Origin of the sequence: Methylocystis bryophila (assembly GCF_027925445.1) — a bacterium.
In the GTDB taxonomy this organism is placed as follows: domain Bacteria; phylum Pseudomonadota; class Alphaproteobacteria; order Rhizobiales; family Beijerinckiaceae; genus Methylocystis; species Methylocystis bryophila.
Window position 1 is genome coordinate 3,204,357 of the sequence record NZ_AP027149.1, and the last position, 23,893, is coordinate 3,228,249.

General features: G+C 62.8%; 14 protein-coding genes and 1 tRNA gene. 8 read left to right on the forward strand and 7 right to left on the reverse strand.

Annotated features, from left to right (window positions below):
* Position 1: 1 nt before the first annotated feature.
* Together QMG80_RS14915 and QMG80_RS14920 are read left to right on the forward strand one after the other, a co-directional pair.
* Positions 2–4,546 carry an outer membrane beta-barrel protein gene (locus QMG80_RS14915; RefSeq protein WP_085769891.1) on the forward strand — a complete coding sequence of 1,515 codons (4,545 nt, stop codon included), beginning with the start codon at positions 2–4 and terminating at the stop codon, positions 4,544–4,546.
* A 372-nt stretch (positions 4,547–4,918) separates the two neighbouring features.
* On the forward strand, positions 4,919–5,629 hold the full coding sequence (locus QMG80_RS14920) for a hypothetical protein (RefSeq protein WP_158658521.1): 711 nt from the start codon (positions 4,919–4,921) through the stop codon (positions 5,627–5,629).
* A gap of 407 nt (positions 5,630–6,036) precedes the next feature.
* Here QMG80_RS14920 and QMG80_RS14925 read toward each other — a convergent pair whose 3' ends face one another.
* From QMG80_RS14925 to QMG80_RS14945, 5 genes are all read right to left on the reverse strand, one after another.
* Positions 6,037–6,963, reverse strand: coding sequence for a substrate-binding domain-containing protein (locus QMG80_RS14925; protein ID WP_085769893.1), 927 nt, complete (start codon positions 6,961–6,963; stop codon positions 6,037–6,039).
* A gap of 107 nt (positions 6,964–7,070) precedes the next feature.
* Positions 7,071–7,793, reverse strand: a complete 723-nt coding sequence (locus QMG80_RS14930) for a hypothetical protein (protein ID WP_085769894.1) — start codon at positions 7,791–7,793, stop codon at positions 7,071–7,073.
* A gap of 1,608 nt (positions 7,794–9,401) precedes the next feature.
* Positions 9,402–9,899, reverse strand: coding sequence for a contact-dependent growth inhibition system immunity protein (locus QMG80_RS14935; RefSeq protein ID WP_085769896.1), 498 nt, complete (start codon positions 9,897–9,899; stop codon positions 9,402–9,404).
* The gene (locus tag QMG80_RS14940) at positions 9,896–11,224 is read right to left on the reverse strand and encodes an endonuclease toxin domain-containing protein (protein ID WP_085769897.1); all 1,329 of its coding nucleotides are present in this window, start codon (positions 11,222–11,224) and stop codon (positions 9,896–9,898) included. The genes QMG80_RS14935 and QMG80_RS14940 overlap by 4 nt, the downstream gene beginning before the upstream one ends.
* Before the next feature lie 289 nt (positions 11,225–11,513).
* Positions 11,514–11,589: transfer RNA gene (locus tag QMG80_RS14945), tRNA-Glu, on the reverse strand.
* A gap of 264 nt (positions 11,590–11,853) precedes the next feature.
* Here QMG80_RS14945 and QMG80_RS14950 point away from each other — a divergent pair.
* The 6 genes from QMG80_RS14950 to QMG80_RS14975 all read left to right on the forward strand — a co-directional run bounded on the left by QMG80_RS14950 (position 11,854) and on the right by QMG80_RS14975 (position 20,129).
* Positions 11,854–13,734, forward strand: coding sequence for an ABC-F family ATP-binding cassette domain-containing protein (locus tag QMG80_RS14950; protein WP_085769898.1), 1,881 nt, complete (start codon positions 11,854–11,856; stop codon positions 13,732–13,734).
* 246 nt (positions 13,735–13,980) lie between these two features.
* A complete protein-coding gene (locus QMG80_RS14955) occupies positions 13,981–14,385 on the forward strand; it encodes a DUF5132 domain-containing protein (protein WP_085769899.1) in 405 nt (134 codons plus the stop codon).
* A 5-nt stretch (positions 14,386–14,390) separates the two neighbouring features.
* On the forward strand, positions 14,391–15,257 hold the full coding sequence (locus QMG80_RS14960) for an HMA2 domain-containing protein (RefSeq protein WP_085769900.1): 867 nt from the start codon (positions 14,391–14,393) through the stop codon (positions 15,255–15,257).
* Between the two features lie 19 nt (positions 15,258–15,276).
* Entirely contained in the window at positions 15,277–17,421 is a 2,145-nt protein-coding gene (locus QMG80_RS14965; RefSeq protein ID WP_085769901.1) for a heavy metal translocating P-type ATPase, read from the forward strand.
* Entirely contained in the window at positions 17,418–18,218 is an 801-nt protein-coding gene (locus QMG80_RS14970) for an EcsC family protein (RefSeq protein ID WP_085769902.1), read from the forward strand. The genes QMG80_RS14965 and QMG80_RS14970 overlap by 4 nt, the downstream gene beginning before the upstream one ends.
* A gap of 96 nt (positions 18,219–18,314) precedes the next feature.
* A complete protein-coding gene (locus QMG80_RS14975; protein WP_085769903.1) occupies positions 18,315–20,129 on the forward strand; it encodes a glucan ABC transporter ATP-binding protein/ permease in 1,815 nt (604 codons plus the stop codon).
* 180 nt (positions 20,130–20,309) lie between these two features.
* Here QMG80_RS14975 and QMG80_RS14980 read toward each other — a convergent pair whose 3' ends face one another.
* Both QMG80_RS14980 and alaS read right to left on the reverse strand, forming a co-directional pair.
* On the reverse strand, positions 20,310–20,933 hold the full coding sequence (locus tag QMG80_RS14980; RefSeq protein WP_085769904.1) for a L,D-transpeptidase: 624 nt from the start codon (positions 20,931–20,933) through the stop codon (positions 20,310–20,312).
* Positions 20,934–21,179: 246 nt separating this feature from the next.
* Positions 21,180–23,876: an alanine--tRNA ligase gene (gene alaS, locus QMG80_RS14985; protein WP_245300017.1), complete on the reverse strand. Its 2,697-nt coding sequence runs from the start codon at positions 23,874–23,876 to the stop codon at positions 21,180–21,182.
* Between the last annotated feature and the right edge of the window lie 17 nt (positions 23,877–23,893).

Sequence of the window (23,893 nt, forward strand, 5' to 3'; positions counted from 1 at the left end):
GATGAGCAACAGAATCGTCAATCTCGGCCCGGTGAGCTTGGCCGCCCTCGCCCTCGCAACGTCAGCACAGGCGCAATCGATCGGTCTTCCCTTTAACGCCGGCGACGCGCTTCGCCAATCCGAGCTGGCAAGACGGGAGGCGCCGCCCGCGCCGAAGCCTCAAGTCGTCCTTCCCCAATTCGCGGAGCCGCGCCTGTCGATCCCGGGGAATGAGAAGCTCTTCGTGCGTCGCTTCGAGGTCGACGCCCCGAGAGGACTGATCCCGCTCGACGAGACGCATGAGATTCTGGCGGGCTTTGAAAATCGCAAGCTCACGCTCAACGAGATTTACGACGCGGCCGACCAGATCACCAACCTCTACCGCAGCCACGGCTATATCGTCGCCAAGGCTTATGTTCCGCAGCAGGACGCTCGCTCCGGCACGCTGCGCATCAAGCTCCTCGTCGGCCAACGCGCGGCGGTGACCCTACAGAATAATTCGCTCGTCGACAGCGGGCTGCTGCAAGGCGTCATCGATCGCGCTATGGAGTCGTCGCCGTACCTCCATAGGGACGAGATCGAGCGCGCCATGCTGCTGATCTCCGACCTTCCCGGCGCGGGCGTTCCGCGCATCGCGGTGTCTCCAGGCAAGGAGCCGGAAACCTCGAACTTGAACTTCATCGCGCCCGAAGCGCCTCGCTACGAAGGCTACGTGCTGGGGGACAATTACGGCTATGCATACACGGGCCGCCTCAGGATGAGCGGCGCCGTGTCCGTGAACTCGCCCCTGGGCTGGGGAGATCGCCTGTCGCTCTTCGGATTGCTTACGGAAAACACCGAGCTCTCCAACTGGCGGGCCGCTTACTCCTTTCCTGTCGGGCTCGACGGGCTGCGGGCCGAAATCAGCGCTTTTCAAACGAGCTATGCGCTAGGCGGAATCTACAAGTCGTCCGAGGCGGCGGGCCTCGCCAACGGGGCTTCCGGCACTCTCACCTACGACCTAAAGCGGCAGCGCGACGACAGCATTTATCTCTTCTCGAACTTCACGCACAAATATCTCGACGACCTGATCCTCAAGACCTCGACGGCGTCACGCACCATCGACCTCGGAACCGTGGGCGTCACGCGCAACACCGTCGGCTCATTGTTCGACATGCCGCTCGTGACGCAAACGACCCTCTCCGCGACGACCGGCCATGTGAACTTCCCCGATCCGACGGAACGGGCGGCCAATGTCGCGGGCGTGAACACGGCCGGATCCTACGCCAGGCTCAATCTCAACTTCAATTCGACTCTCGCGTTCAACCCCTGGCTTTCGCTCTCGACGACTCTGCGCGCGCAAAAGTCGCTGGGCCGAAATCTCGACGCCAGCGAGAAGATCGAGGTGACCGGCTTCTATGGCGTGAAATCTTATGACGAAGGCGTCGCAGGCGACAGCGGCTACGTCTTCACGCCGGAGCTCAACTTCGCGCTGCCCAGCGTTGAAAATTACCGGCACTCGTTCGGTCTCTTCACCGACATCGGCGCGGCCTGGCTGCAAAACGGATGGTACACCACAACCCAGTATGCCTATTCGCCGGTGAGCGACGCCGGCGCCGGCTACTACGGGACCTATCAATTCGCGCCGCGGCAGTCGATCTTCCTCAAGGCGCAAGTCGCGCACACCTATGGCTCGGAAAACATCGCGCCGAGTTACGACAAGCGCACGAAGGCGTTGGTGCAGATCGGCATGAGCACCGCGTCGGCGCCGACCAGCGGTGGTCTCTTCACGGAGACTCCGTCGCCTGATTTTGGCGAGAAGCTCGCCGCATGGCTCCCGGACGGTCCGGCGGAGGAGACGCCTTCTCCTTCAAAGCTTCCGCCGCCGTCATCTCCGCTCGGCGTTTTCGGCGCCGACATGCCGGGGCGCGGCGCCTCGGTTTTCTCCATCCTCCCCTCTTTCTCCAATTTCTCGCACAACCAGATCGGGCGGCAGTACCTCTCGCCGACGCAAATCGCCGCGCAAACGGGCTGGTACTACAACCCGTGGATCAACGTGCGCACCGTTCCGATCGACATGGCCGTGCAGCAGCAATCGCTGACGCTGGCCTATGGCCTCACCGACACGCTTTCGGTCGTCATGGGCACGGGCTTCATCGAGAAGCACAGCCACATGGAGACGTTCAACGGCGCCGCCGTTCCCTTCCAACAATTCTCCAATCTCGTGCCGCGGGGCATGAGCTTTCCCTACTCTGACAGCCTCACGGATTCGTCGCTCTCAGGAATTTGGCGGTTCTACGAGGACCCGATCAATAAGCTTCAACTCAATGTCGGCATGTCCTTCCCGACAGGCAGCACCAACGAGCCCGGCACCCTTCTGCAGCCGAATGGCACCTACTCCACCACTCGAGCCTTCTACGGCATGGAGACCGGCACGGGCACTTTCGACATCATGCCGGGCATCGCCTACAAGGGCGTTCTGGACGACTGGTCGTGGGGCTTGTCCTATCGCGCGCGGCTTCCTCTCTTCCTCAATCCCGAAGGCTACGCATGGGGCGACCTGCACGAGTTCAGCGCCTGGGGCGGATATAGCTGGATCCCCGGTCTGACCACGACGCTGCGTCTCGTCGGGAGCATGCAAGGGTCGATCATCGGTCACGATCCTCAGGTCGCCGGCAAGGTGCAGACCGCCAATCCCGGTTCTTACGGCGGTCAGCGCGCTGAAATTTTCGGCGGCGCCACGATCTACGGCGCGCTGCTCGGATTGCCGGCCTATGAGATCGGGATCGAAGCCGGAGTTCCCGTCTATCAAAACCTCAACGGCCCGCAACTGGGCCGGAACTGGCAAGCGCAAATGGCCCTGCGCTACAAGGTCGGCAAGGAGGACCGCACGCGCCTGCCTTTCGGTCTCAGCGCTCTTTTCCCACCGCCCCCCGCGGACTCTCCGAGGCCGCTCTGGACGGGATTCTATGCCGGCTTTACCGGCGGCGCGAATTTCGGCGGTAACGAGACGCTCAACACCGTCCCCGGAACGACAACCGCGTACGCCACCTCTGAAGCCTATCGCTACATCGGCTACATAGCCACGGTCTCGAATTCCTCGCTCACGCTCCCGAATAACGGTTTTCTTGGGGGCGCGCAGATCGGCTATGATTGGCAGCTCGGACGATCCGCGGTCCTCGGCTTCGAGGCGGACGTCGACGGCGTCGTTGGCTCCAAGGGCATGGCGAACGAAGTCGTCAGCACAAGCAACTGGCCCTGGGCCGCCACCGGAGTAACCAACGGGTACAAGGCGCTCGATTATGTCGGCACGGTGCGGGCGCGGCTCGGCTTCCTCGCCACGCCAAAGCTGCTGCTTTACGGGACCGGCGGTCTCGCCATGGCCAATGTCCATCTGAACACGAGCGTCTATGTGCAGCCGACGATCGGGTCGATCGCCTACCCGGTGTATGGAGGCTCGCTCTATCAGGACTTGCGGGTCGGCTGGACCGGGGGCGTGGGCGCGGAGTGGATGTTCGCGCCACATTGGAGCGCCAAGGCCGAATATCTCTACTACGACACCGGGACGGCCTATCCCATCGGCGGCGTGCTGCTCCAGCAGACCAGCATTCTCGCGTTGAAGTCGGCCACAGCCCCGCAGCCATCCTATCACTTCGACGGCAACATCGCCCGCTTGGGCCTCTCCTATCACTTCAACGGCCGCCAGCCGCCGGAAGGGCTCGTGGTGAAGTCGGCCTCGGCCGAGAGCGAGGCGCCCGCTCCCCGCAAGACCCTGCATACCGCCGATTCCTGGACAAGCTTCTATGCCGGGTTGAACTTCGGCGGCGCCAAGACCTGGGGGAGCGGAGAGAACGGGTTGCTGCCTTACGCCGATCCCAACGGCGCTATCGGAACCAATCCGGCAAACTGGCCGATTCCGCAGGAGGTAAGCCTCAACCCGCCCCTGACGGTGAGCCCCAACAGCACGATGAGCAACCTCTTCTTTTTGCCGAGCGGAGCCCAGCGCGGAAGCGTCGCAGGTCTGATCGGAGGCGCTCAGATTGGATATAACTACCGTTTTGCGGGCGACTTCGTGCTTGGCGCGGAAGCCGATTTACAAGGCACGAGCGTGACGAGTGGGCAGAAAGGCGGACCCAGCTACATCTATCCCAGCCCCTACGGCATAGTCCAATATCAAGACACTCTCGGAGACCAATATGCCACGGCCGGCATCGCCGCTCCCCTGGCCAGCAGCAGCGGCGGCATTGCCCTGCCCTGGCTCGGCACGGCGCGCGGCCGGGCCGGCTATCTGCCGCTCTCCTCGCTGCTGGTTTACGGCACGGCGGGCCTCTCCTACGCCCAGGTCACCACCTACAGTTCCAGCGAAATCCGTGCGGGATGGACTGGGGGCGGCGGCCTCGAGTGGATGTTCCTCCCCGGTTGGTCGGCGAAGGCGGAGTATCTTTACGTCGATCTTGGCAAGGGAGGGGCCGCCGATCCGTGGTTTTGGGCCTCGGGCGACCGCCGCCACCCGCAGGCGAGCATCGCCCGAGCGGGCCTGAACTACCACTTCAACTTCGGCTCACCCGAGACCGTGGAAGCGAGATAGCAATGCGGCCGTCCGGCTCGGAGCGCTAGCCAGTCTGGCCTCTCCGTCAACAGGCGGCGCGCGCTCGGCGTCGCTTGCGCCGACGTCGAGCAGATCGGCTCGAGGGCAGAGAAGAATAAAATGCGCACTCATAAGCATTGACGCCAGAATAGGCGGCCACGAAAACCGCGCATGTTCCCATTTTTTCTCTTCTATAAACGTTGCATCAAAGCAACACGCTAAGCAAATAATTTTTATATCGTTGACAATATCCTTGCTTGAGCGCAGCATCAACTTGGACCGCCAAGGCTCGCGGAAGCCCTGTCCTGGCGGAACGGTCTCCCGCAGCCTGCGGTTCGGGAAGGCTTGGATCGAGCTGGGAAGGATAAAGCGATGATGGGGATACGGGTGTTTGGCGCGGCGACGTTGGCGGCGCTTTTTCTAGGCGCTCCGTCGGCGGACGCTGCGATCGTCGGCGTGACCTACACGGGGACGGTTTCCGCCGGCTTCGACCAAATTGGCCTCTTTGGCTCGCCGAACAGGGACCTCGTAGGCGATAGCTACCAGGTTACCTATACGTTCAACACAGTGATGGGGTCCTATTTCACCACCCCGACCGAGAGTTCCGCTTCGGGTGGAACCTCCGTGGGGACCTCCAGCCCTTCCCTCGGCGTGACGGTGACGATTAATGGCGTCAGCGTTTCCTCGAATCTCAATGGCTACTTCGATCAGATATACGGCTACAACGACGGATCTTCTTCCTCAGAGCAATATCATAGCACGTCTTATTCCAATGTGACGCCTGATGGCAAGAACGCTTTGAATTATGCAACAAATTACGTTTACGCCGCGAGTTTGGCGCTGCCTGCAAGCATCACGACACCTTATAACTATGATGTGCAGGCCAATGATAACCAAGCCGGAACGATCGCCTTTTCCACAAGCGACAATAGTGGCGCTCAAACATTGGATGCATGGGCCAGCGCTAATATTACGAATGTGGCGGAGACGCTCATCTCTCCCGGACCCAATCCCGGCGCCGGCCTCGCCGGTCTTGCGGCTCTCATGGTCGCCGGCTTTTATGTGAGGACCCGCCGCGCCTGAGCTCAATACGGCGCGAAGGTCCTTAGCTCACGCTGCGTTCAGGTGGAACCGCCTGAACGCAGAAAACGTGATCGACTCTAAAAGTTTAGAGCGCGATTTGCGCAAAAAACCGGTTCCCACTTTTTCGCATCGCGCTCTAGCCGCCGCCCCCGCTTTTTTCAGGCGCCGTATTTTGTGACGCGCCCAGCACGGGTGTAGCGGATCTGTCTTGCACGGTTGAGGAAGCCTCGAGAGGCGGGGCGCGCGCAGGCGCCATTTTCTTGCGCTTTCAAATGAAGTCGGTCGCGAAAAAACCGCCCTGGATCACGTTGCGCTCGGGCGGATCGCCCGAGCGCAGCAATATGATCGACGGGCGCCAGCGAGAGCGCGCGCAGAGAAAAACTCGCTCTCGATTTTCGAACCGCGCTCTAGCTCAGCGAATAGCAGTAGGATTTGATAATCGCCTGCCCCGTGGCGCTCTGCAGGAAGGTGAGGAAGTCGGCCAGCTCCGTTCCCGCGGCGGATGAGGTGATGGTGATCGCCCATTGCTTGATCGGACCGTTAACATAAGGGCCCGCAGCCGGGTAAGTATAATGGTATCCGGTGAAGGTTTTCACGCCGGAGGTGTTCGCCTTACAGATGGAGGATTGAGCGACGAATCCCGACTGATAGGCGCCGCTCTTGATCGCCGAATAGGTCAGGCTGATGTTGCTTTGCGTGTAAAGCCCTTCGGTCGGCGCTTGCACCAAGCAATTGGGGTTGCTTGTCCCGCTATTCGGGTCGGGACAGGCGGCTTTCGGGTCTCCGGAGCGAGGAAGGGACCAAGGCGAGTAGGCCAGAACCTGTTGCGCCGCGTAACCGTAAGGAGCTTTGGTCGGATCCGCGATGACGATGGACGGGCTAAAAGGAACCGTGGTGGGAAGGCCGCTCGCGACGCTTGCGAGCGTGGGCGACCACAATTCCAATACGCCGACGGCGTAAAGAAACGGCGAGCCCGAGCCGCAGCCATGAGTGGATGAAGGAACGCATGTTCCGGCCGCTCCGAGAGACGTCAGATAGGAAGAAGTGGTGAGAGCGTTCGCGCGCGTTGCGTCCGCCGACAGAAACAGGTCGTAGGCCGTTGTCTTGTTTTGGATCGCCGTCAGCAAGGTCGCAGAACTGTCCGCGGTGAAGGTGACATTGTAGCCCTTGCTCGGATAGGCCAATTTGAACTGTGCGATTAAGGCCGTCATCGCCCCGGTGAAATTTGCGGCGACAGCGACATTGATCGTAGACCCCGCCATTGCCGGACCACTCATGAAGGTCGCGGTCGCAAGCAGCGATATAGCCAATTTCTTGCATGTTTTCGTGGACATGAGCTTTTCCCTTATATCGTCCTGAAGAGCGACGGTTCATGAGCGTCGCGTCATTCTTTGCGCGAGACCTGCCGCGCAGCTCGTGCGGCCAGCGCGCGGGTCTCCGATCAGTTCGTCTTGAGGCAGCTCTGCGCCAAGTCGGTCTTGCCGCCGTTCAGCGTCAACGTCGCGCTCGTCGTCTTGTCGGTCACCGTCACGCCCGCCTGGCTCAAAAAGCTGATGAAGGCGTTCACGGCATTTTCCGCTTGCGCTGTCCGCGCGACGACCGCCCCATTCGAGAGTCGGTTGAGCTTGAGGCCGGTCCAGGCGATGGGAGTGATATAGTCGCGGCCAAGAACATATTCGTGGTGATAGCTGCCGCTCTCATAAACTTCCGCGCCCGTCACATTCGTGCAGATCTGCGACTTGCCGGTGAAGCCGTAGGCGGGGGTTCCGAAGCCGTATTCGACGGCGGACCACGATGAGAGCGCGTCGTCGGTCGTAATCGGAAGGCTTTTGGCGAGCAGGCGCGGCCAAGCCGCCTTCAGCGTCTCTACGGTCGCGAGTCCGTAAGGATCCAAGGTGACCGGATTGGGAACCGAAAATGCGCCGGGAAACCAAGGCAGGCCAGCCGACACGTCGATGCTGGCCGAATAAAGCTCAAGCGTGTCCGTGGCGATCCAGAACGGCGAGCCGCCCACCAAGCTTGCGTGCAGCCCAGCGAGCTGCGCCGGAACAAGCGGCGATTCCGCGATAAATACATCATAGGAACTGCTGGCGTTTCCACCCGCCGCCCCCGCCGCGACGACGGCGCCTTCGATAGTCGCGGCCGGCGCGCTAACCAGCGTCACCGTATAACAGTCCGCTGGACTATTTGGAGTATAATTCGCTGAATATACCAGACTGAAGTCTGAGGTGATATTCGATAGCGTATTTGTTGCGACTGGCGTTGCCGCCACCGTAATATTAGAGGTTGTCGCACAGGTCGCCGCCTGCGCTGAAGCACAAGCTTGGGCCAGCGCCCAGCCGCTGACCGCGAGTTTCAATAATGTATGCTTTGCCATCCACTTACCCCCTGCCTTATTCGTGAGTTTTATTACACACAACTGGATCAGACGCGCATTCGTCAATTTAGTTATTGCCGATCAACCGCGCCCGCCTTCAACTCTACGCCTCCATCACAGCAGACTGCTGCGATATGGAAATCGACCAACAAGGCGCTTAACACAACAGCGACTTTTGACATCACAAACATATTATTATGTAGCAACAACTGATGACCCATATAACCCATACGACATGCCCTCACGTAACTATATACTTTATGCACGTGTTTACGCATACGTCAATGCTAGTCTATGAATTATGTTTCAACATATCGCTGTGATATATGGCGCCATTGCCGTATTTTTTAGCAACCCGTTTGATTTAGCCATATTATATAACGTTTATATATATCGCACAAGGCCAGGCCAGCGCTCGCGCGGGGCGCTTCTTGCGCATCCCCTCAATCCATTGCGCGAGCGTCCCCGCCCGAACAGCGACAGATCAGGCGGTCATTGCGGAGCTTGTTTCGAGAGTCGTCGGCCAAGCGAAGCATCACATGGCCTTTGTGGCCGCGGGCGAATCGAGCGGCTTGAAACAGCTCGGTCGCGACGATCAGGCCGTCGCGCCCTCATCGGCTCAGAAAGCGAAGAAAAACCGCGCAGTCTTAGGATCAAACACTCTGGCGCATCAGCGCCCTCCGCTGGCGCGGCAAGCGACGTTTTATGCTTCAGGAACGGCAAGGGCTCTCGCGCTCTGCGCCCCTTCCCTGTGCCCCTCTGCCTCTATGGCCACCGGCGGCGACCTTGACGCGATCGCCCGCACGAGCGCGCAGACGGAATCCGGATGGAACGTTTTGTCCGCTCAAGCGTTGTCCTAAAGTAGTCGTTTGTGCAGCGGGACGTTCCATGGCCAATTCGGATAATCAGGGCGTTCGGAGTGCGGCGCAGGAAGAAATCAACTCCTTTCACGCGTGGATGAGCGAACTAGAACAATGTTTGTTCGGCCAGCCATCCCCTTTGAAGGCCAGGGGTAAGGACGCAGAAAAGCAGCATCAACGCCGTCCTTGGTCGGAGGCCAAGCTATTGCTGGCTTCATCATTGTCTCGACCATCAGGCTATCCGCGATCATCGCGGAAACGAGCGCCGATCAGAGCCAGCGCGGCGGCCGAAATCTCTCGCGCGGCGCTATCCATTCAGCCATGAGAGTGTTGAGCTGACGGCAAGGAGCATGCCCATAGTCCAGACTGCTGCGCCGGAACCCTCGCCGACATGCAGCTCATCGCTTTCGTAGCATCATGCTAAAAAACACCGTTGTCCTCAGCGCCAGTTCCTAGCACCCTCTAGGTAGAATGGGGTCTCGGCGCGCCGCCTGAAGGGCAGACGCGATATCCGTTTCTAATTTGGGGACACAGGTTACTCGCAGCGGTCCAGAGCCAGTCTCAGGGCTGCGCCGGCCATAGCGGCGTCCGCCGTCTCGGGAATGACGACCGTTCGATCCGGCGGAAGATCCGTCCAATATTCTGGCTTGTCGCGCTTATGCGGGTAGATGGAAGTCCTCCCTTCGGATCTTTTGGCCCGACACCACTCCATGCTCTTGTATGCTTCACGCTTGGTCCTATAGCCATAGCGACTCATAATATCCTGCTGCCAATCCCGATAGCATCGCATGTATCTCTCGGCCTTGAAGAATTCTGGCTCGTCTGGAGGCCAAATGAAACGGCTCCTGCCTAGGGCGTCCAGCAGCGCCCGCCCTAGCTCGGCGTCGGAGGCGTCCGGCGCGAGATAGATTACATAGCCGTCGTCTTCGCGCGCGATAAGGCTGTATCCGGACAACGGCTCGACGGAAATGAATCGTTCCGTCCGATGGATGTCGGCGCACTGCCTGGACGGCAAGATTCCTGTCCGGCTCATTCTCTGATCCTCGTGATCACAATCGAAACACCACGATCTCTGCCGTAGCGTTTCGCCCGTTGGAGATACTGCCACTGTGTTGGCGATGTATATTCGGAGATCGCGAGCTGAATTGTCTTCGAGCGGATGTCCGACGGATCTAAGTCAGCGCCCACGCGAGGCTCATAGTCCGCTGCAGCATCGACGTACCCCTTCAGTTTCTGGTAGATCCTCTCGGGCTTCTTGATGTAGCTCACGCTCAGCGTGTTCAGCGTCTTGGCGCTTATGGCTTCTTGAGTTGTCAGGTTAAAATGATCAAATGCCTTGGCGTTCGGCGCCAAATTTACAGCGTCAGGATTCTCTTTGCCGACATAGAGCTCCCAGCCCTCGCCCTGTTCCTTGACGCCTTTCCCCCAGACGATCCCAGCTTCACGATTGTTGACGACGCCGCCGATTCCTTCGATCTCTCTCGGCGCTTCGACGCGCGCGCCCGGCGTGCTTTCGAAGTTCGGCTTTGTCGACGGGCGGATGCGCGGCGGAAGATTGTCGAAAGCCCAGACCGCCCCGCCCACGTCCACCATCGACCGGGGCAACTCGCCCGCCCGGGCGATTCCGCCATTTATCGCGCCCTGGTAGAGGGTGAGGGCGGCAGAAAGAAGGTTCGCGTGCGCCGTCGCAGGCTTGTAGTCATAGTCGAGCCAGAATGACAGGCGATCCTGAAGAAAGGCGTATTCTGCAAGGGCGCGCTCCCGCTCGGCGGGCGAGAAGCTGCGACCTTCCCGCCCCAACCGATCGCCAAATTGGATAACCTCCTTCGCAAAATCGACCGGCCCCAGCTCGTCGTATTTTCTCTCGAACGCCTGCTCACGGGTGTCCGCTGCATCCCCCGACACGCCAGAGACGGCAAGCTTGGGCGGCCCACGCCGGTCCGCAGCGCTCTCCGCGGTCGCCGCACTCGCCGGCCCGGCGACTCCGCCGCTGGTCCAACGGCCATGCCAGTCCCTCGGCTCGTCAGGATCATATTTGGCCAGCTTTTTCTCCGCATTCGCGAGCCGCGCGGCCGCCTCCCGGCTCAGCTCCGGCGCCCGCGCCAGGACCGCAGCAATGTTGGCATGCGCGAAATCTCCTCGATTGAGCGCTTGAGCGATCAGCCCAAACTCGACTGCAGCCGGGTCGGATCCGCGCCGTAAGCCGCCTCGATCAACGAGGCGACCTCGGCAGCCGGCCTCGGTGCAAATCCCGCTTCTGTCTTGTAAAGCAGGGGCACGCCAGCAAGCGCCAGGCCCGCGGAAGTGCAGCTCAACCCCAATCCGCCGGGCATTCGTCAATCGGAAGGTTCTGATCATGCGAAAGTCCCAGATCCGAAATTCCTAGGCCTATATGTTCTTCTTTTGTTCCAAAGTCAAGAACAAAAGAAGAACATGTGCTCGGGCGGCTGTAGCTGGGACTCGCCCTTAAGGCTCCCGGAGCATGTGAGACGGGTCGGTGATGATCGTCGGGCACCGGCCGGAGGGGTTGACGCACGCGATCGCGAGGCGCGCATCATGGGCCACAGGAGGAGCGCCCTGCTGCGCACACTGGCCGCCTCAGAAGACGGGAAACCGGGGGGATCAACGCGCCAGTCTTGTTCAGAACTGGCGCGCCCAAGGGGATTCGAACCCCTGTTTTCGCCGTGAAAGGGCGACGTCCTAGGCCTCTAGACGATGGGCGCGGGCCGGCCGCGTTGGCGGCGAAGCGCGGCGATCTATAGAGGCGGCGCGTTCCCCTGACAAGCGTCGGCGCGCGGTCTTCGAGCGGAAGGTTTGCGCCCTGGCGTCCAAATGGCCTAAAGCCTGCTTCTCCTCTCGGGCGCGACGCGAAACAAGCAAACCGCTTTTTCGCTTAGGGCGCGCTCTTCCTTTCGATCACATTGCCTGCGTTCGAGCGGTTCCGCCTGAACGCAGCGGGATCCAGGGCCGGATCGGCTCCGAGCGCCATGATCACCATCGAAGCTCTCACCTATCGCCTCGGCGAACGGATTCTCTTCGACAAGGCTTCCGTCGCCTTGCCGCAGCGCGCGCGGGCGGGCTTCGTCGGGCGCAACGGCGCCGGCAAGACCACCCTGTTCCGAATCATCGCCGGCGAGATCGCCGCGGAAAGCGGCGTCATCTCGCTGCCGCCGCGCGCGCGTCTCGGGCGCGTCGAGCAGGAGGCGCCCGGCGGCCCCGAGCTCCTCATCGACTTCGTGCTCGCGGCCGACCGCGAGCGCGCCCGCCTCCTGGCGCGTGCGGAAGAAGCGAGCGACCCTGATGAGATCGGCGAAATCCACGCGAGGCTCTCCGATATCGAGGCCCATGCGGCCCCGGCGCGCGCCGCCGCCATCCTCGACGGGCTGGGCTTCGACGCCGAGGCGCAGCGCCGCCCGCTCGCCGAATTTTCGGGCGGCTGGCGCATGCGCGTCGCGCTCGCCGCCGTGCTGTTCTCGCGCCCGGATCTGCTGCTGCTCGACGAGCCCACAAATTATCTGGATCTCGAAGGGACCCTCTGGCTCGTCGATTATTTGTCCCGCTACCCCTCGAGCGCCATCGTCATCAGCCATGACCGCGATCTGCTCGACGCGGTGGCGACCCATATCATCCATCTCGACCGGGCGGGCCTGAGCCTCTATCGAGGCAATTATTCCGCCTTCGAGAAGCAGCGGCGAGAGGCGCAGGCCCTCGCCGCCAAAGCCGGGAAGAAAGACGAGGCGCGACGCAAGAGCCTGCAAGCCTTCGTCGATCGCTTTCGAGCCAAGGCGACAAAGGCGCGCCAAGCGCAATCTCGGCTGAAGCTTCTCGCGAAGCTGGAGCCGGCGGAGCCGATCGTCGACGCCGAGGTCCTGCCCATAGAGCTCCCCTCCCCCGAGCGGCCGCTGTCGCCGCCGATCGTCGCGCTCGAGAACGCCAGCGTCGGCTACGGCGAGCGCGTCGTATTGTCGCGCCTTACGCTCTCGCTCTCCGAGGACGACCGGATCGGACTTCTCGGCGCGAATGGCAACGGCAAGACGACCTTCGCGAAGCTCCTCGCCGGCAGGCTCGAGCCCTCCGCCGGAAAGGCGGTGCGGGCAGCCAAGCTGACTGTCGGCTTCTTCGCCCAACATCAGCTCGACGACCTCGATCTGGACGCCACGCCCTACGAAGTTTTCGCCCGCCTCATGCCGAGCGCGTCGCAAGCCAAGGCGCGCGCCGCCGCGGCGCGCTGCGGCTTTTCCGGCGCGCGCGCCGACACGAGGATCGAGCGCCTCTCGGGCGGAGAAAAGGCGCGGTTGCTCTTGGGGCTGGCCTCTTTCGAAGCGCCGCATCTCCTGATTCTCGACGAGCCGACCAACCATCTCGACATCGACAGCCGCGCGGCGCTCATCGAAGCCATCAACCAATACGAAGGCGCGGTCGTGCTGGTTTCCCACGATCGCCACCTGCTCGAAGCCTGCGCCGATCGGCTTTGGGTCGTCGGGAATGGCGGCGTTCGCGTCTTCGACGGCGATCTCGACGATTATGCGCGTCAGGCGCTCGCGCGGACGGGCGCCGACGCGCGGGAGCCGTCGAGCGCTGCGCCGCGGCGCGCCCAGGGGCAGGAGCCGCGCGCCGACCTTGGCGCCCTTCGCCGCCGTCTCGCCGCCGCGGAGGAAAAAGTCCAAAAACTTTCCGCTCTCATCGCGCGCGTCGACGCAAAGCTCGCCCATCCGGAGACCTTCGCCAAGAACCCGAAAGAGGCGGCGCAGCTTGCGGCCCAACGCTCCGAATTGGCTGACGCCTTGGCGGCGGCCGAGGAGCAGTGGCTAGAGGCCGCCGAGCGGCACGAGATCCAGCAAAAAGGTCCGCTCATCACGGGCGCATGAAGCGTCGACCGCGACGCTGCGTCCAGACGGATCTTTGGGCGTTCCCGCGGTCCTGACGGGCCATCCCGGGACCCGCTATACATCTGCTCGCGACTAAATCGACGAACGCGGCGATGAACGAAAAAACCGATCAATTTCTGTCTACTGGCTTCTCCGCGTCATTTCTTTGTCATCGAGCAAGTCCAATGATACAACGATACCTGTCCTTGAAATCCAAGGACTTATTAAAGGATCGGAGTTAGGTGCATGCACAAGCCGGCTGACGAGTCTCACGCGAACGTCGAAGATTTCGACACCGTGCCGGAGCATGATGTGGAAGAGGAACTGAGCCGCGAGGAGACCGACCTGGTCGCGACAATCGCGACTGTCGGCGTGGTCGGCGTCGGCGTTGCGGTGTTGGAAGCTGCGCTCCTGCCTGGCGTCGCGCTCGGCGTCGCCGCGATGCTCGCACCGAGATTTGTGCCCAAGATCGGCGAAGCGATTGGGCCGATGTTCAAGGAGACGGTGCGCAACGCCTACAAGCTCGGCCAGAAGACGAAGGAATTCGTCGCTGAGGCCAATGAGCACGTCCAGGACATCGTCGCCGAGGTCGACGCCGAGGCGAAGAGCAAGGCCGAAGCGCCGGCCAAGGACGCGGCTCCGATCACCTGACGCCGATGCAGGACAGGTCGGCCCAAGCCTTCCAGGCGGCGCAAGCCGTGAATCCGACGCCACTCCCGGCGGCGTCGGAAGAAGCCAAGACGCCGTCGCTGGCGGCGTCTGAAGATGCCGAGACGCAGCCGCTGGCTGCGCCTGAAAATACTGACACGCCACCCTTGGCGGCGATGCTAGAAGCCGAGACCTCAGCCGACGCGCCCTTCTCCGGATCGGTCGACGCCGAGAATGAAGGCGCCCTCGGCAAAAAGAAAAAGAAAAAGAAACTGAAGCTCGGCATGAAAATCGAGCATCAGACGGCCGGCCGGGTGCGCATGAAGATTGCCGCCGGCAAGGGCAATCCGGAGCTGTTGCAGCAGATCGGCGAGACGTTCGCGGGCATTCCCGGCATCCAGCGCGTCACCGCCAATCCGGCGACTGGCAGTCTCGTTTTGCGCTACGATCCCAGACAATATGAGAGCTTTCAGCGCCATTTGCGGGGTCGTATGGGCGAACCGTCGTCCGCGCCGCCGCCGACGCAACTCGACGAGCTCGCGAACAAGATCCAGAGAGAGGCGGAATATCTGTCCGAGCATTCGCACACGGCTCGGGTGGTCGTTCATATTTGCAAGCGCTTTGATCGCGAGATCAAGCTGCGCACGCATAACCTCCTGGACTTCAAGATTGGTCTTGCCTGCGTCGTCATGGCTCTCCCGCTCATCGAGCTTGGCGCCTCGGCGGCGACGCCGATATGGCTCACGCTCGGCGTGTTCTCGCTCAACCATTTCGTGGAGCTGCAGCGGCATCACGAGCTGGAAGAGAGAGTGGAGAACCAAGCGCCCGTGGTTATCAAGACCGCGAAGGATAAGACTCAGCCGCCCCCCGCTTGAGCGAGGAAAACCGCTTCCCATGCAGTTCGCAATTCGCCATTTCATGCCGGGGCGCGTGCGCGTCGCCATCCCGTCGCTTTGCTATGAGCGCGGGCTCGCCGAGGAGCTGCTGATGTGGCTGCGCGCGCAGAGCGCGGTCTACTCGGCGCGCATCAATTACGCCTGCGCCAGTCTCGTCGTCGAGTATGACGTGAAGCACGAGCCGATGTTCCGCATGCTGCTCGGACAGCTGCGGCTGATGTCGCTCGACGATGTCCGGGAATTGACGAAGCTCACCGCGACACACCTCGATCACGGCCAGCATCTGGCCAAGGATTTGATTGCAAAAGTCGAGCCCGCCGAGGAGCCGAAGCACCATCCGATGCTTCTGCCGACGGTGTCCCTTGGCCTCGCCTTTTTCGTCAACCCCTTTGCGACGGCGATCAACATTCCCCTGATGCTCTGGAACGGCTACCCGATCGCCGCCCGGGCCTTTCGCGTCGTCCGCGAAGAGCGTCGGCTCAACGTCGACTTCCTCGACACGCTGGCGATCCTCGCTTCTCTCGGACAGGGCAATTACGTCGCCGGCGCGCTCATCACCTGGCTCATCAAGCTCGGCGACTGGATCCGTGATCTAACCGCCTCTGGCTCGAAGCGCGCTATTGGCGATCTCCTCGAGTTCCAGTCGAAGACGGCCTGGATCCTGCGCGACGGCAGCGTCGTCTCGATCCCGGCGCGCGACGTGCAAGTCGGCGATCACGTGATCGTCTATCCGGGCGAGATGATCCCCGTCGACGGCGAGATCGTCGAGGGTCTCGCCATGATTGATCAGAAGACGATCACCGGCGAAGGCCTGCCGGTTGCGCGCAGCGTCGGCGAAGCCGCCTTTGCGGCGACGGTGACGCGCGAGGGCCAGATCACCATCAAGGCGACGCGCGTCGGCTCCGACACGACGGCGGGTCAGATCGTGCGACTCATCGACTCGGCGCCGATCGGCGACACGCGCATGCAAAACCACGCCGAAAAGCTGGCCGATCGGCTGGTCGCGCCGACGCTCGGGGTTGCGGTCGGAACCGCGGCGCTCACCGCCGATTTCAATCGCTTCCTGTCGCTCGTCATCGTCGACTATGGGACCGGCATCCGCGTCGCGGCGCCGACCGCCATGCTCTCCTCGATGACGCTCGCGGCGCGACGCGGCATCATCGTCAAGAGTGGGCGCCATATGGAGCGCTTGGCCGAGGCCGACACGATCCTTTTCGACAAAACCGGGACGCTGACGCGCGGACAACCGGAGGTGGTGGAGATCGTCTCCTACCAGCGCCGTATCGACGACCGACGACTGATCGGCCTCGCCGCGGCGGCGGAGAGCCGGCTCACGCATCCGGTCGCCGACGCGGTGCGCGCAAAAGCGGCGGATTGTCTTGCCGACGTGCCCCTTTGCCAGGAGCCGCGCTATCGTCTGGGACTCGGCGTCGAGGGCGAGGTCGACGGCCATTTCATCCATGTGGGCAGCGAGCGCTTCCTGCGCGAGAACGGAATCGCGGTTAAGAAGGCCGTGGGTGACCGCGTTCGCTTCCAGGACAAGGGCTGCTCCTGCCTCTATGTCGCGCTGGACGGCAAGCTTGCGGCGCTTCTGCCTTACGCCGACCAGATCCGTCCCGAGGCGGCGACGATCGTCGAGCGGCTTTATGCGCTCGGAATCAAGGACGCCATCATGATGACGGGCGACAACGCCGTCGTCGCGAAGGCCGTCGGCGAGCAGCTCGGCCTCACGCGCCAATACGCCGACATGATGCCTTCCGACAAGGCCGATATCGTTCGGCAGCTACAGCGCGAGGGACGCGTCGTCGCGATGGTCGGCGATGGGATCAACGACTCGCCCGCGCTGAGCTTCGCCGACGTCGGCATTGCGATGAAGCACGGCGCCGAGGTGACGCAAGAATCCGCCGATGTCGTGCTGATGGAGGATTCGCTCTGGAAGATGGTCGAGGCGGTGGAGATATCGCGCGGCTCCGTGAAGCTCATCAAGCAGAACTACGGCATCGTCGTCGCGCTCAACACGATCGCTTTGGGCCTCGCTCTTCCGAGCGGGCTGGTCAGTCCCTCCTTCACGGCGGTGCTCAGCAATGGCTCGGCGATCCTCGCCAGCGTCAACGGCATGCGGCCGTTGTTGAAAGGTCGATGAGCGCGCGCCCGCGCGAGTTCGCCCAAGAACACCTCCAACAGCTTGCGCGGGCGCAAGAGCTCCTCGCATCCTCGAGCTTTGCAGCGCGTATGTCCGATTACGCGGGCGCCCCGTTGCAGGGCGCGCTGAAGCTGGCCTCGCCCACACTCAGGAAAGGCGTGGACCAGGCGATCGAACACGCAATCCTCGCTTGCCTCAAGCTCGCGATCCGCTCCTTGAAGAACATCCCGCGGCGGCGCCCGCAGACGCGGCTGGCGTCGACCTGGGCCGGCGTCGCGGGCGGCTTCGCTGGACTGTTCGGCGCGGTGGCGCTCCCGCTCGAGCTGCCGTTGACGACAATCCTAATGCTGCGCGCGATCGCTGACATCGCCAGGCATCACGGGGAAGACCTCGAGAAGATGGAGGCGCGGCTCGCCTGTGTCGAGGTCTTCGCCTATGGCGCCGAGAAACGCTCCGACTTCGGCTACTATGCCTCGCGCGCGATGCTGGGGCGCCTCACGTCGGAGGCGGCGACGCTCCTCGCCCATCGCGGCGCAACCAATGTCTCGACGCCGGTGGTCACGGCGCTCTCTAAGGAAGTCGCCTCGCGCTTCGGCATCGTCGTCTATGAGAAGATCGCCGTCAGCGCCGTGCCGCTCGCCAGCGCCGCCAGCGCCGCGGCGATCAACGTCGCCTTCATGAATCATTTTCAAAAGATCGCGCACGGGCATTTCATGCTGCGGCGCCTCGAGCGGATTTATGGGACTGAGCGGGTGCGGGAAGAATTTGCGCTGTTGGAGGGGATGGAGGGAGGCTGAGAGCGCCTTTCTGGCAAAGCCGCCTCCCCTCCCCTTGCGTCTTCGCCCCGCCCTTTGGTATCGCTTAGCGCCCATCGCCAAAGCCAAGGCCTCGCCATGTCGGTCTTCTCGCTCTATTGGCGCGTTCTCGGCGAGCTGCGCGGCCATGCCAAGCTCGCCTATGGTCTCGTCGTCGCCAATCTCGTGCTTGCCGCGGCGCAATTCGCCGAGCCGATGCTCTTTGGCAAGATCATAGACCTGATGACGCACGAGCAGCCGAACGGCGCGCCCGTTGGCTTGCGAGAGATCTGGCCGACCGTCGCGGCCTGGGCGGGTTTCGGGCTCTTTTCGATCGTCGCCGCGATGGCGGTGGGGCTCAACGCCGACCGTCTGGCGCACCGCTGCCGGCTCGTCGTGATGGCGCGCTATTTTGATCACGTGCTGAATCTTCCCTTGAGCTTTCACGCCAACGTCCATTCCGGACGGCTGCTGCAATCGATGCTCGAAGGCGCGAGCGCGATGTTCAGCCTGTGGCTCTCCTTCTTTCGCGAGAACTGCGCTTCCTTCATAGCGCTGTTCATCCTGCTGCCGGCGACGCTCTTCTACAATTGGCGTCTGGCCAGTCTGCTCATCGTCATGGTCGGCATTTTTTATCTCGTCACCGCGCTGGTGCTGCGTCGCACCGATGCGCTGCAAGCGCTGGTTGAGCGTCACAACGCCGCGCTCGCGTCTCACGCCGGCGACGCCTTCGGCAACGTTCCCGTCGTGCAGAGCTTCACGCGCGTGCATAATGAATCGCAGGCGCTAAGGCGCATCAGCGACGATCTGCTCGCCGCGCAATTGCCGGTGCTCTCCTGGTGGGCAGTCGTGGTCGTGGCGAGCCGAGCCTCGGCAACGATGACCGTGCTCGCGATCTTCCTTTATGGCGCCCGTCTTCATTCGGAGGGCTTGGTCACTGTCGGCGAGATCGTGACCTTCATCAATTTCGCAACCATGCTGATCGGGCGGCTCGAGCAGGCGGTCGGCTTCGTCAACTTCCTGTTTGCGCAATCGGCGCGGCTGCGCGAATTCTACACGACGCTCGACACGCGCCCCATGGTGGACGATCACCCTAACGCCATCGATCCCGGCAGGCTTTTGGGCGCCGTCGCCTTCGAGGGCGTGAGCTATTCCTACGACGCCAAGCGCATGGCCGTAAGAAACGTGAGCTTTTCGGCAGAGCCCGGCGAAACGATCGCGCTGGTCGGCTCCACGGGCTCGGGAAAATCGACGACGCTCGGGCTCTTGCATCGCATCTTCGACCCGGTCGAAGGCCGCGTGACCATCGACGGGCGCGACATCCGCGACATCCAGCTCGACGCGCTTCGCCGGAACATCGGTGTCGTTTTCCAGGAACCGATGCTCTTCGCGCGCTCGATCGAGGAGAATCTGCGCATCGGCAAGACCGACGCCAGCTCGGCGGAGATCGAGGCCGCGCTGGAGCTGGCGCAGGCCAAAGATTTCGTCTCGCGTCAGAGCAACGGGCTCGAAACGGTCATCGGCGAGAGGGGACGCAGCCTCTCGGGCGGCGAGCGTCAGCGTCTTTCCATCGCGCGCGCCCTGCTCAAGGACCCGCCTATCATGGTCTTCGACGAAGCGACGAGCGCGCTCGACGCGACGACGGAGAGGCAGATTCAGAAGGCGCTCGCCGCGGCGACCAAGGGGCGCACGACATTCGTGATCGCGCATCGCCTCGCCACAGTGCGCAACGCCGACCGCATTCTCGTCTTCGACCATGGCGAGATCGTCGAGAGCGGGTCCTTCGACGATCTCGTGAAAAAGGGCGGTCGCTTCGCGACGCTGGCCGCGGCGCAGCTGCTCACGCCGGAGTCGGATCGCGCCGACAGCGGCGAAGGCGGCCGGGCGATCGCCACTCTGGGAGAGAGCCTTTAGATCACGCTGCATTCAGGCGGAATCGCCTGAATGCAGCGCGATCGGTTCTTGTCGCATACGCCGGATTTAGAGCATGTCACGGAAAAGTGCGAAGCGGTTTTCCGGTCATGCCATGCTCCAACTTTTTGACTTGGCGCGATTCCTTATCGCTCGAACGATTCCGTTCGAGCGGGAAACGCGCTAGCGCTGCACGATCACGCGCGTGCCCACACGGACGCGGTTGTAAAGATCGACGACGTCGTCATTCGTCATGCGGATGCAGCCAGAAGAAACCGCGTGACCGATCGTCTCCGGCTCGTTCGAGCCGTGAATGCGGTACTGCGTTCCGCCAAGATACATGGCGCGCGCGCCGAGCGGGTTGTTGATGCCGCCGGCCATGTGCCGCGGCAGATCGGGACGGCGCCTCAGCATCTGCGCCGGCGGAGTCCAGTCCGGCCAGGCGCGCTTCGCCGAGACGCTGCGCACGCCCGACCATTCGAAGCCCGGACGCCCGACGCCGACGCCATAACGGATCGCTTGTCCTCCGCCCAGCACATAATAGAGACGCCGCTCCGACGTGCTGATCACGATCGTGCCCGGGGCCTGTCCGCCGCCATAGCTGACCACCTCGCGTGGGACGGCGCTCGCCTGCGGGCGCCACTCCCCCGCCCCCGAAGAGGACAGGTTGCCGAAGAGGAAAGAGAAGGGATTGGAGTCCGCGACCGGCGGAGGCGGTGGCGCTCCCCGGTGGGTGCGCGCCAAGGCGTCGCCCCCGATAGCCGTCGCGCTAATGATGCAAAGCAATCCAAAGCCGAGCCGACGCATGTCCGCCCCCGTTCTTTCGAGAATAGCGAAACGCCGCGCGACGCAACAGATTCGGCGCCAACCGCGACAGCTGAGATTAATCTCTCAGCCCGATCCCGCGTGCAATAGCGTTAAGACGCAAGACGATATTTCTTCAGAGACTGTTGCAATTCCGCCACAGTCCTTGAGCCAAGAGGAAGAACGCAAATTCTGCAAGCGGCGGAAACCGGCTTGAGGCGATCGAGACGGGAGAAGCGGCCTCTGCGTTTATTGCGCCGCCTTGGCGCGCAACGCCTCGCCGATCGCAGCCAGCGCCGCATCGATCGCCGAAGCGTCGGGACCGCCTGCCTGCGCGAGATCGGGCCGCCCGCCGCCGCCTTTGCCGCCGAGCTTCTCGGCCGCGAGGCGAACGAAGTCGACGGCGCTGAAGCGGCCGGTCAGATCGTCGGTCACCCCGACGACGACGCCGACCTTGCCGTCAGGCGCGCTGTTGGCGATCGCGACGACGCCCGAGCCGATCGATTTCTTCGCTTCGTCGACGAGTCCCTTCAAGTCTTTCGACTCGACCCCGGTGACCGCGCGCGAGAAGAGCTTGATCCCGGCGACTTCGGTAATCGGCTGACTCGCCTCCCCGTCGCCGCCGCCCATGGCGAGCTTGCGCTTGGCGTCGGCGAGCTCGCGCTCCAGGCGTTTGCGATCATCGAGAAGCGCCGCGAGCCGCGCAGGCGCTTCTTCGGTCGGCGCGCGCATCAGGCTCGCGATCTCGGCGAGAGCCTTCGACTGAGCCACGAGACCGACGCGCGCGCCTTCCGCGGTGCGCGCCTCGATCCGCCGCACGCCTGAAGCGACGGCGCCTTCCGAGACGATGCTGAGAAGGCCGATGTCCCCCGTGCGCCGCACATGGGTGCCGCCGCAAAGCTCGATGGAGAACGCATGGCCGGACGTCGCCTCTTTTCGGCCCATGGCGACGACACGAACCTCGTCGCCGTATTTTTCGCCGAAGAGCGCGCGGGCGCCGGAGGCGATCGCCTCTTCCTGCGCCATCAGGCGCGTGTCGACCGACGCATTGTCCTGCACGATCTCATTAGCGAGCCGCTCGACTTCGGCAATCTCCTCGGGGGCCATTGGCTTTGGATGCGTAAAATCGAACCGCAGCCGATCCGGCGCCACGAGAGAGCCCTTCTGCTGCACGTGATCGCCGAGCACGCGCCGCAGCGCCTCATGCAGGATATGCGTCGCAGAGTGATTGGCGCGCGTCGCGCGACGCCGCTCATGGTCGACCTCGAGGACGAGAGTGACGCCCTCGGCGAGGCCCGCTTCGCCGGCTTCCTCGAGCACGCCCTCGTGGACGATCAGATCGCCGAGCTTCTTGTGCGTCGCCTCGACGCGAAACAGCAGTCCCGGCCCTTTGAGCTCGCCGGTGTCGCCGACCTGGCCGCCCGACTCGCCGTAAAATGGCGTTTGGTTGAGGATGACGGCGCCCCGTTCTCCCTTTTTCAGCGAGAAGGTCTCGACACCGTTCTTCAAGAGGGCCGTCACCGCGCCCTCGCTCTTCTCCGCATCGTAACCGAGAAATTCCGTCGCGCCGACGCGCTCCTTGAGCGCGAACCACACGGCCTCTGTCGCCGTCTCGCCGCTGCCGGCCCAGGCCTTGCGCGCCTCAGCGCGCTGGCGCGCCATGGCCGTGTCGAAGCCTTCCTTCTCGACGCCGATGCCGCGAGGCCGCAGCGCGTCCTCCGTCAGATCGAGCGGAAAGCCGTAGGTGTCGTAAAGCTTGAACGCTGTCTCGCCGGGCAGCCGATCGCCGGAAGCGAGCGACGCCGTTTCTTCGTCCAGGATCGCCAATCCGCGAGCAAGCGTCGTGCGGAAGCGCGTCTCCTCGGTCAGCAGCGTGTCGCTGATGAGCGACTCCGCCCGCTGCAGTTCGGGATAGGCGTGGCCCATTTCCTCGACGAGCGCCGGCACGAGCCGCCACATCAGCGGCTCCGCCGCCCCGAGCATTTGGGCATGACGCATGGCGCGGCGCATGATGCGACGCAAAACGTAACCGCGTCCTTCGTTCGAAGGCGTCACGCCGTCGGCGACGAGAAAGGAGGAGGTGCGGAGATGGTCGGCAATCACGCGGTGGCTCGCGGCTTGCGGACCGGTCGGCGAAACATGCGTGAGCTCTGCGACGGCCTCGATGAGCGCCACGAAGAGATCCGTCTCGAATACGGAGCCGACGCCTTGCATGAGCGCCGCCATGCGCTCGAGCCCCATGCCCGTGTCGATCGACGGGCGCGGCAAGGCGATGCGCTGCTCCGGCGTGACCTGATCATATTGCATGAAGACCAGGTTCCAGAACTCGATGAACCGGTCACCGTCCTCGTCGGGACTCCCGGGCGGGCCGCCGGCGAATTTCTCACCCTGATCGTAAAAGATCTCCGAGCACGGGCCGCAGGGGCCGGTCTCGCCCATGCTCCAAAAATTGTCGTGCGTCGGGATGCGGATGATCCGGTCTTCGGAAAAGCCCGCGATCTTTTTCCACAAATCGAAAGCTGCATCGTCATCGTGATAGACGGTCACGAGCAGACGGCTTTTGTCGAGCGCAAGCTCCTTGGAGACCAAACCCCAGGCGAGCTCGATCGCGCCCTCCTTGAAATAGTCGCCGAAGGAGAAGTTGCCGAGCATCTCGAAGAAGGTCAGATGCCGCGCGGTATAGCCGACGTTGTCGAGGTCGTTGTGCTTGCCCCCGGCCCGCACGCACTTCTGCGCGGTCGCCGCGCGCGGCCGGGCGCGCCTCTCGACGCCGGTAAAGACGCTCTTGAACTGCACCATGCCGGCGTTGGTGAACATCAAGGTCGGGTCGTTATGCGGCACCAACGGCGAGGAAGGCGCGATCTCGTGGTCGAAACGCGCGAAATAATCCAGGAAGAGCTTCCTGATGTGATTAACCGTTATGTGATTGACCAAGCTCATCGTCATCCTGGCTCGCTCGGCGC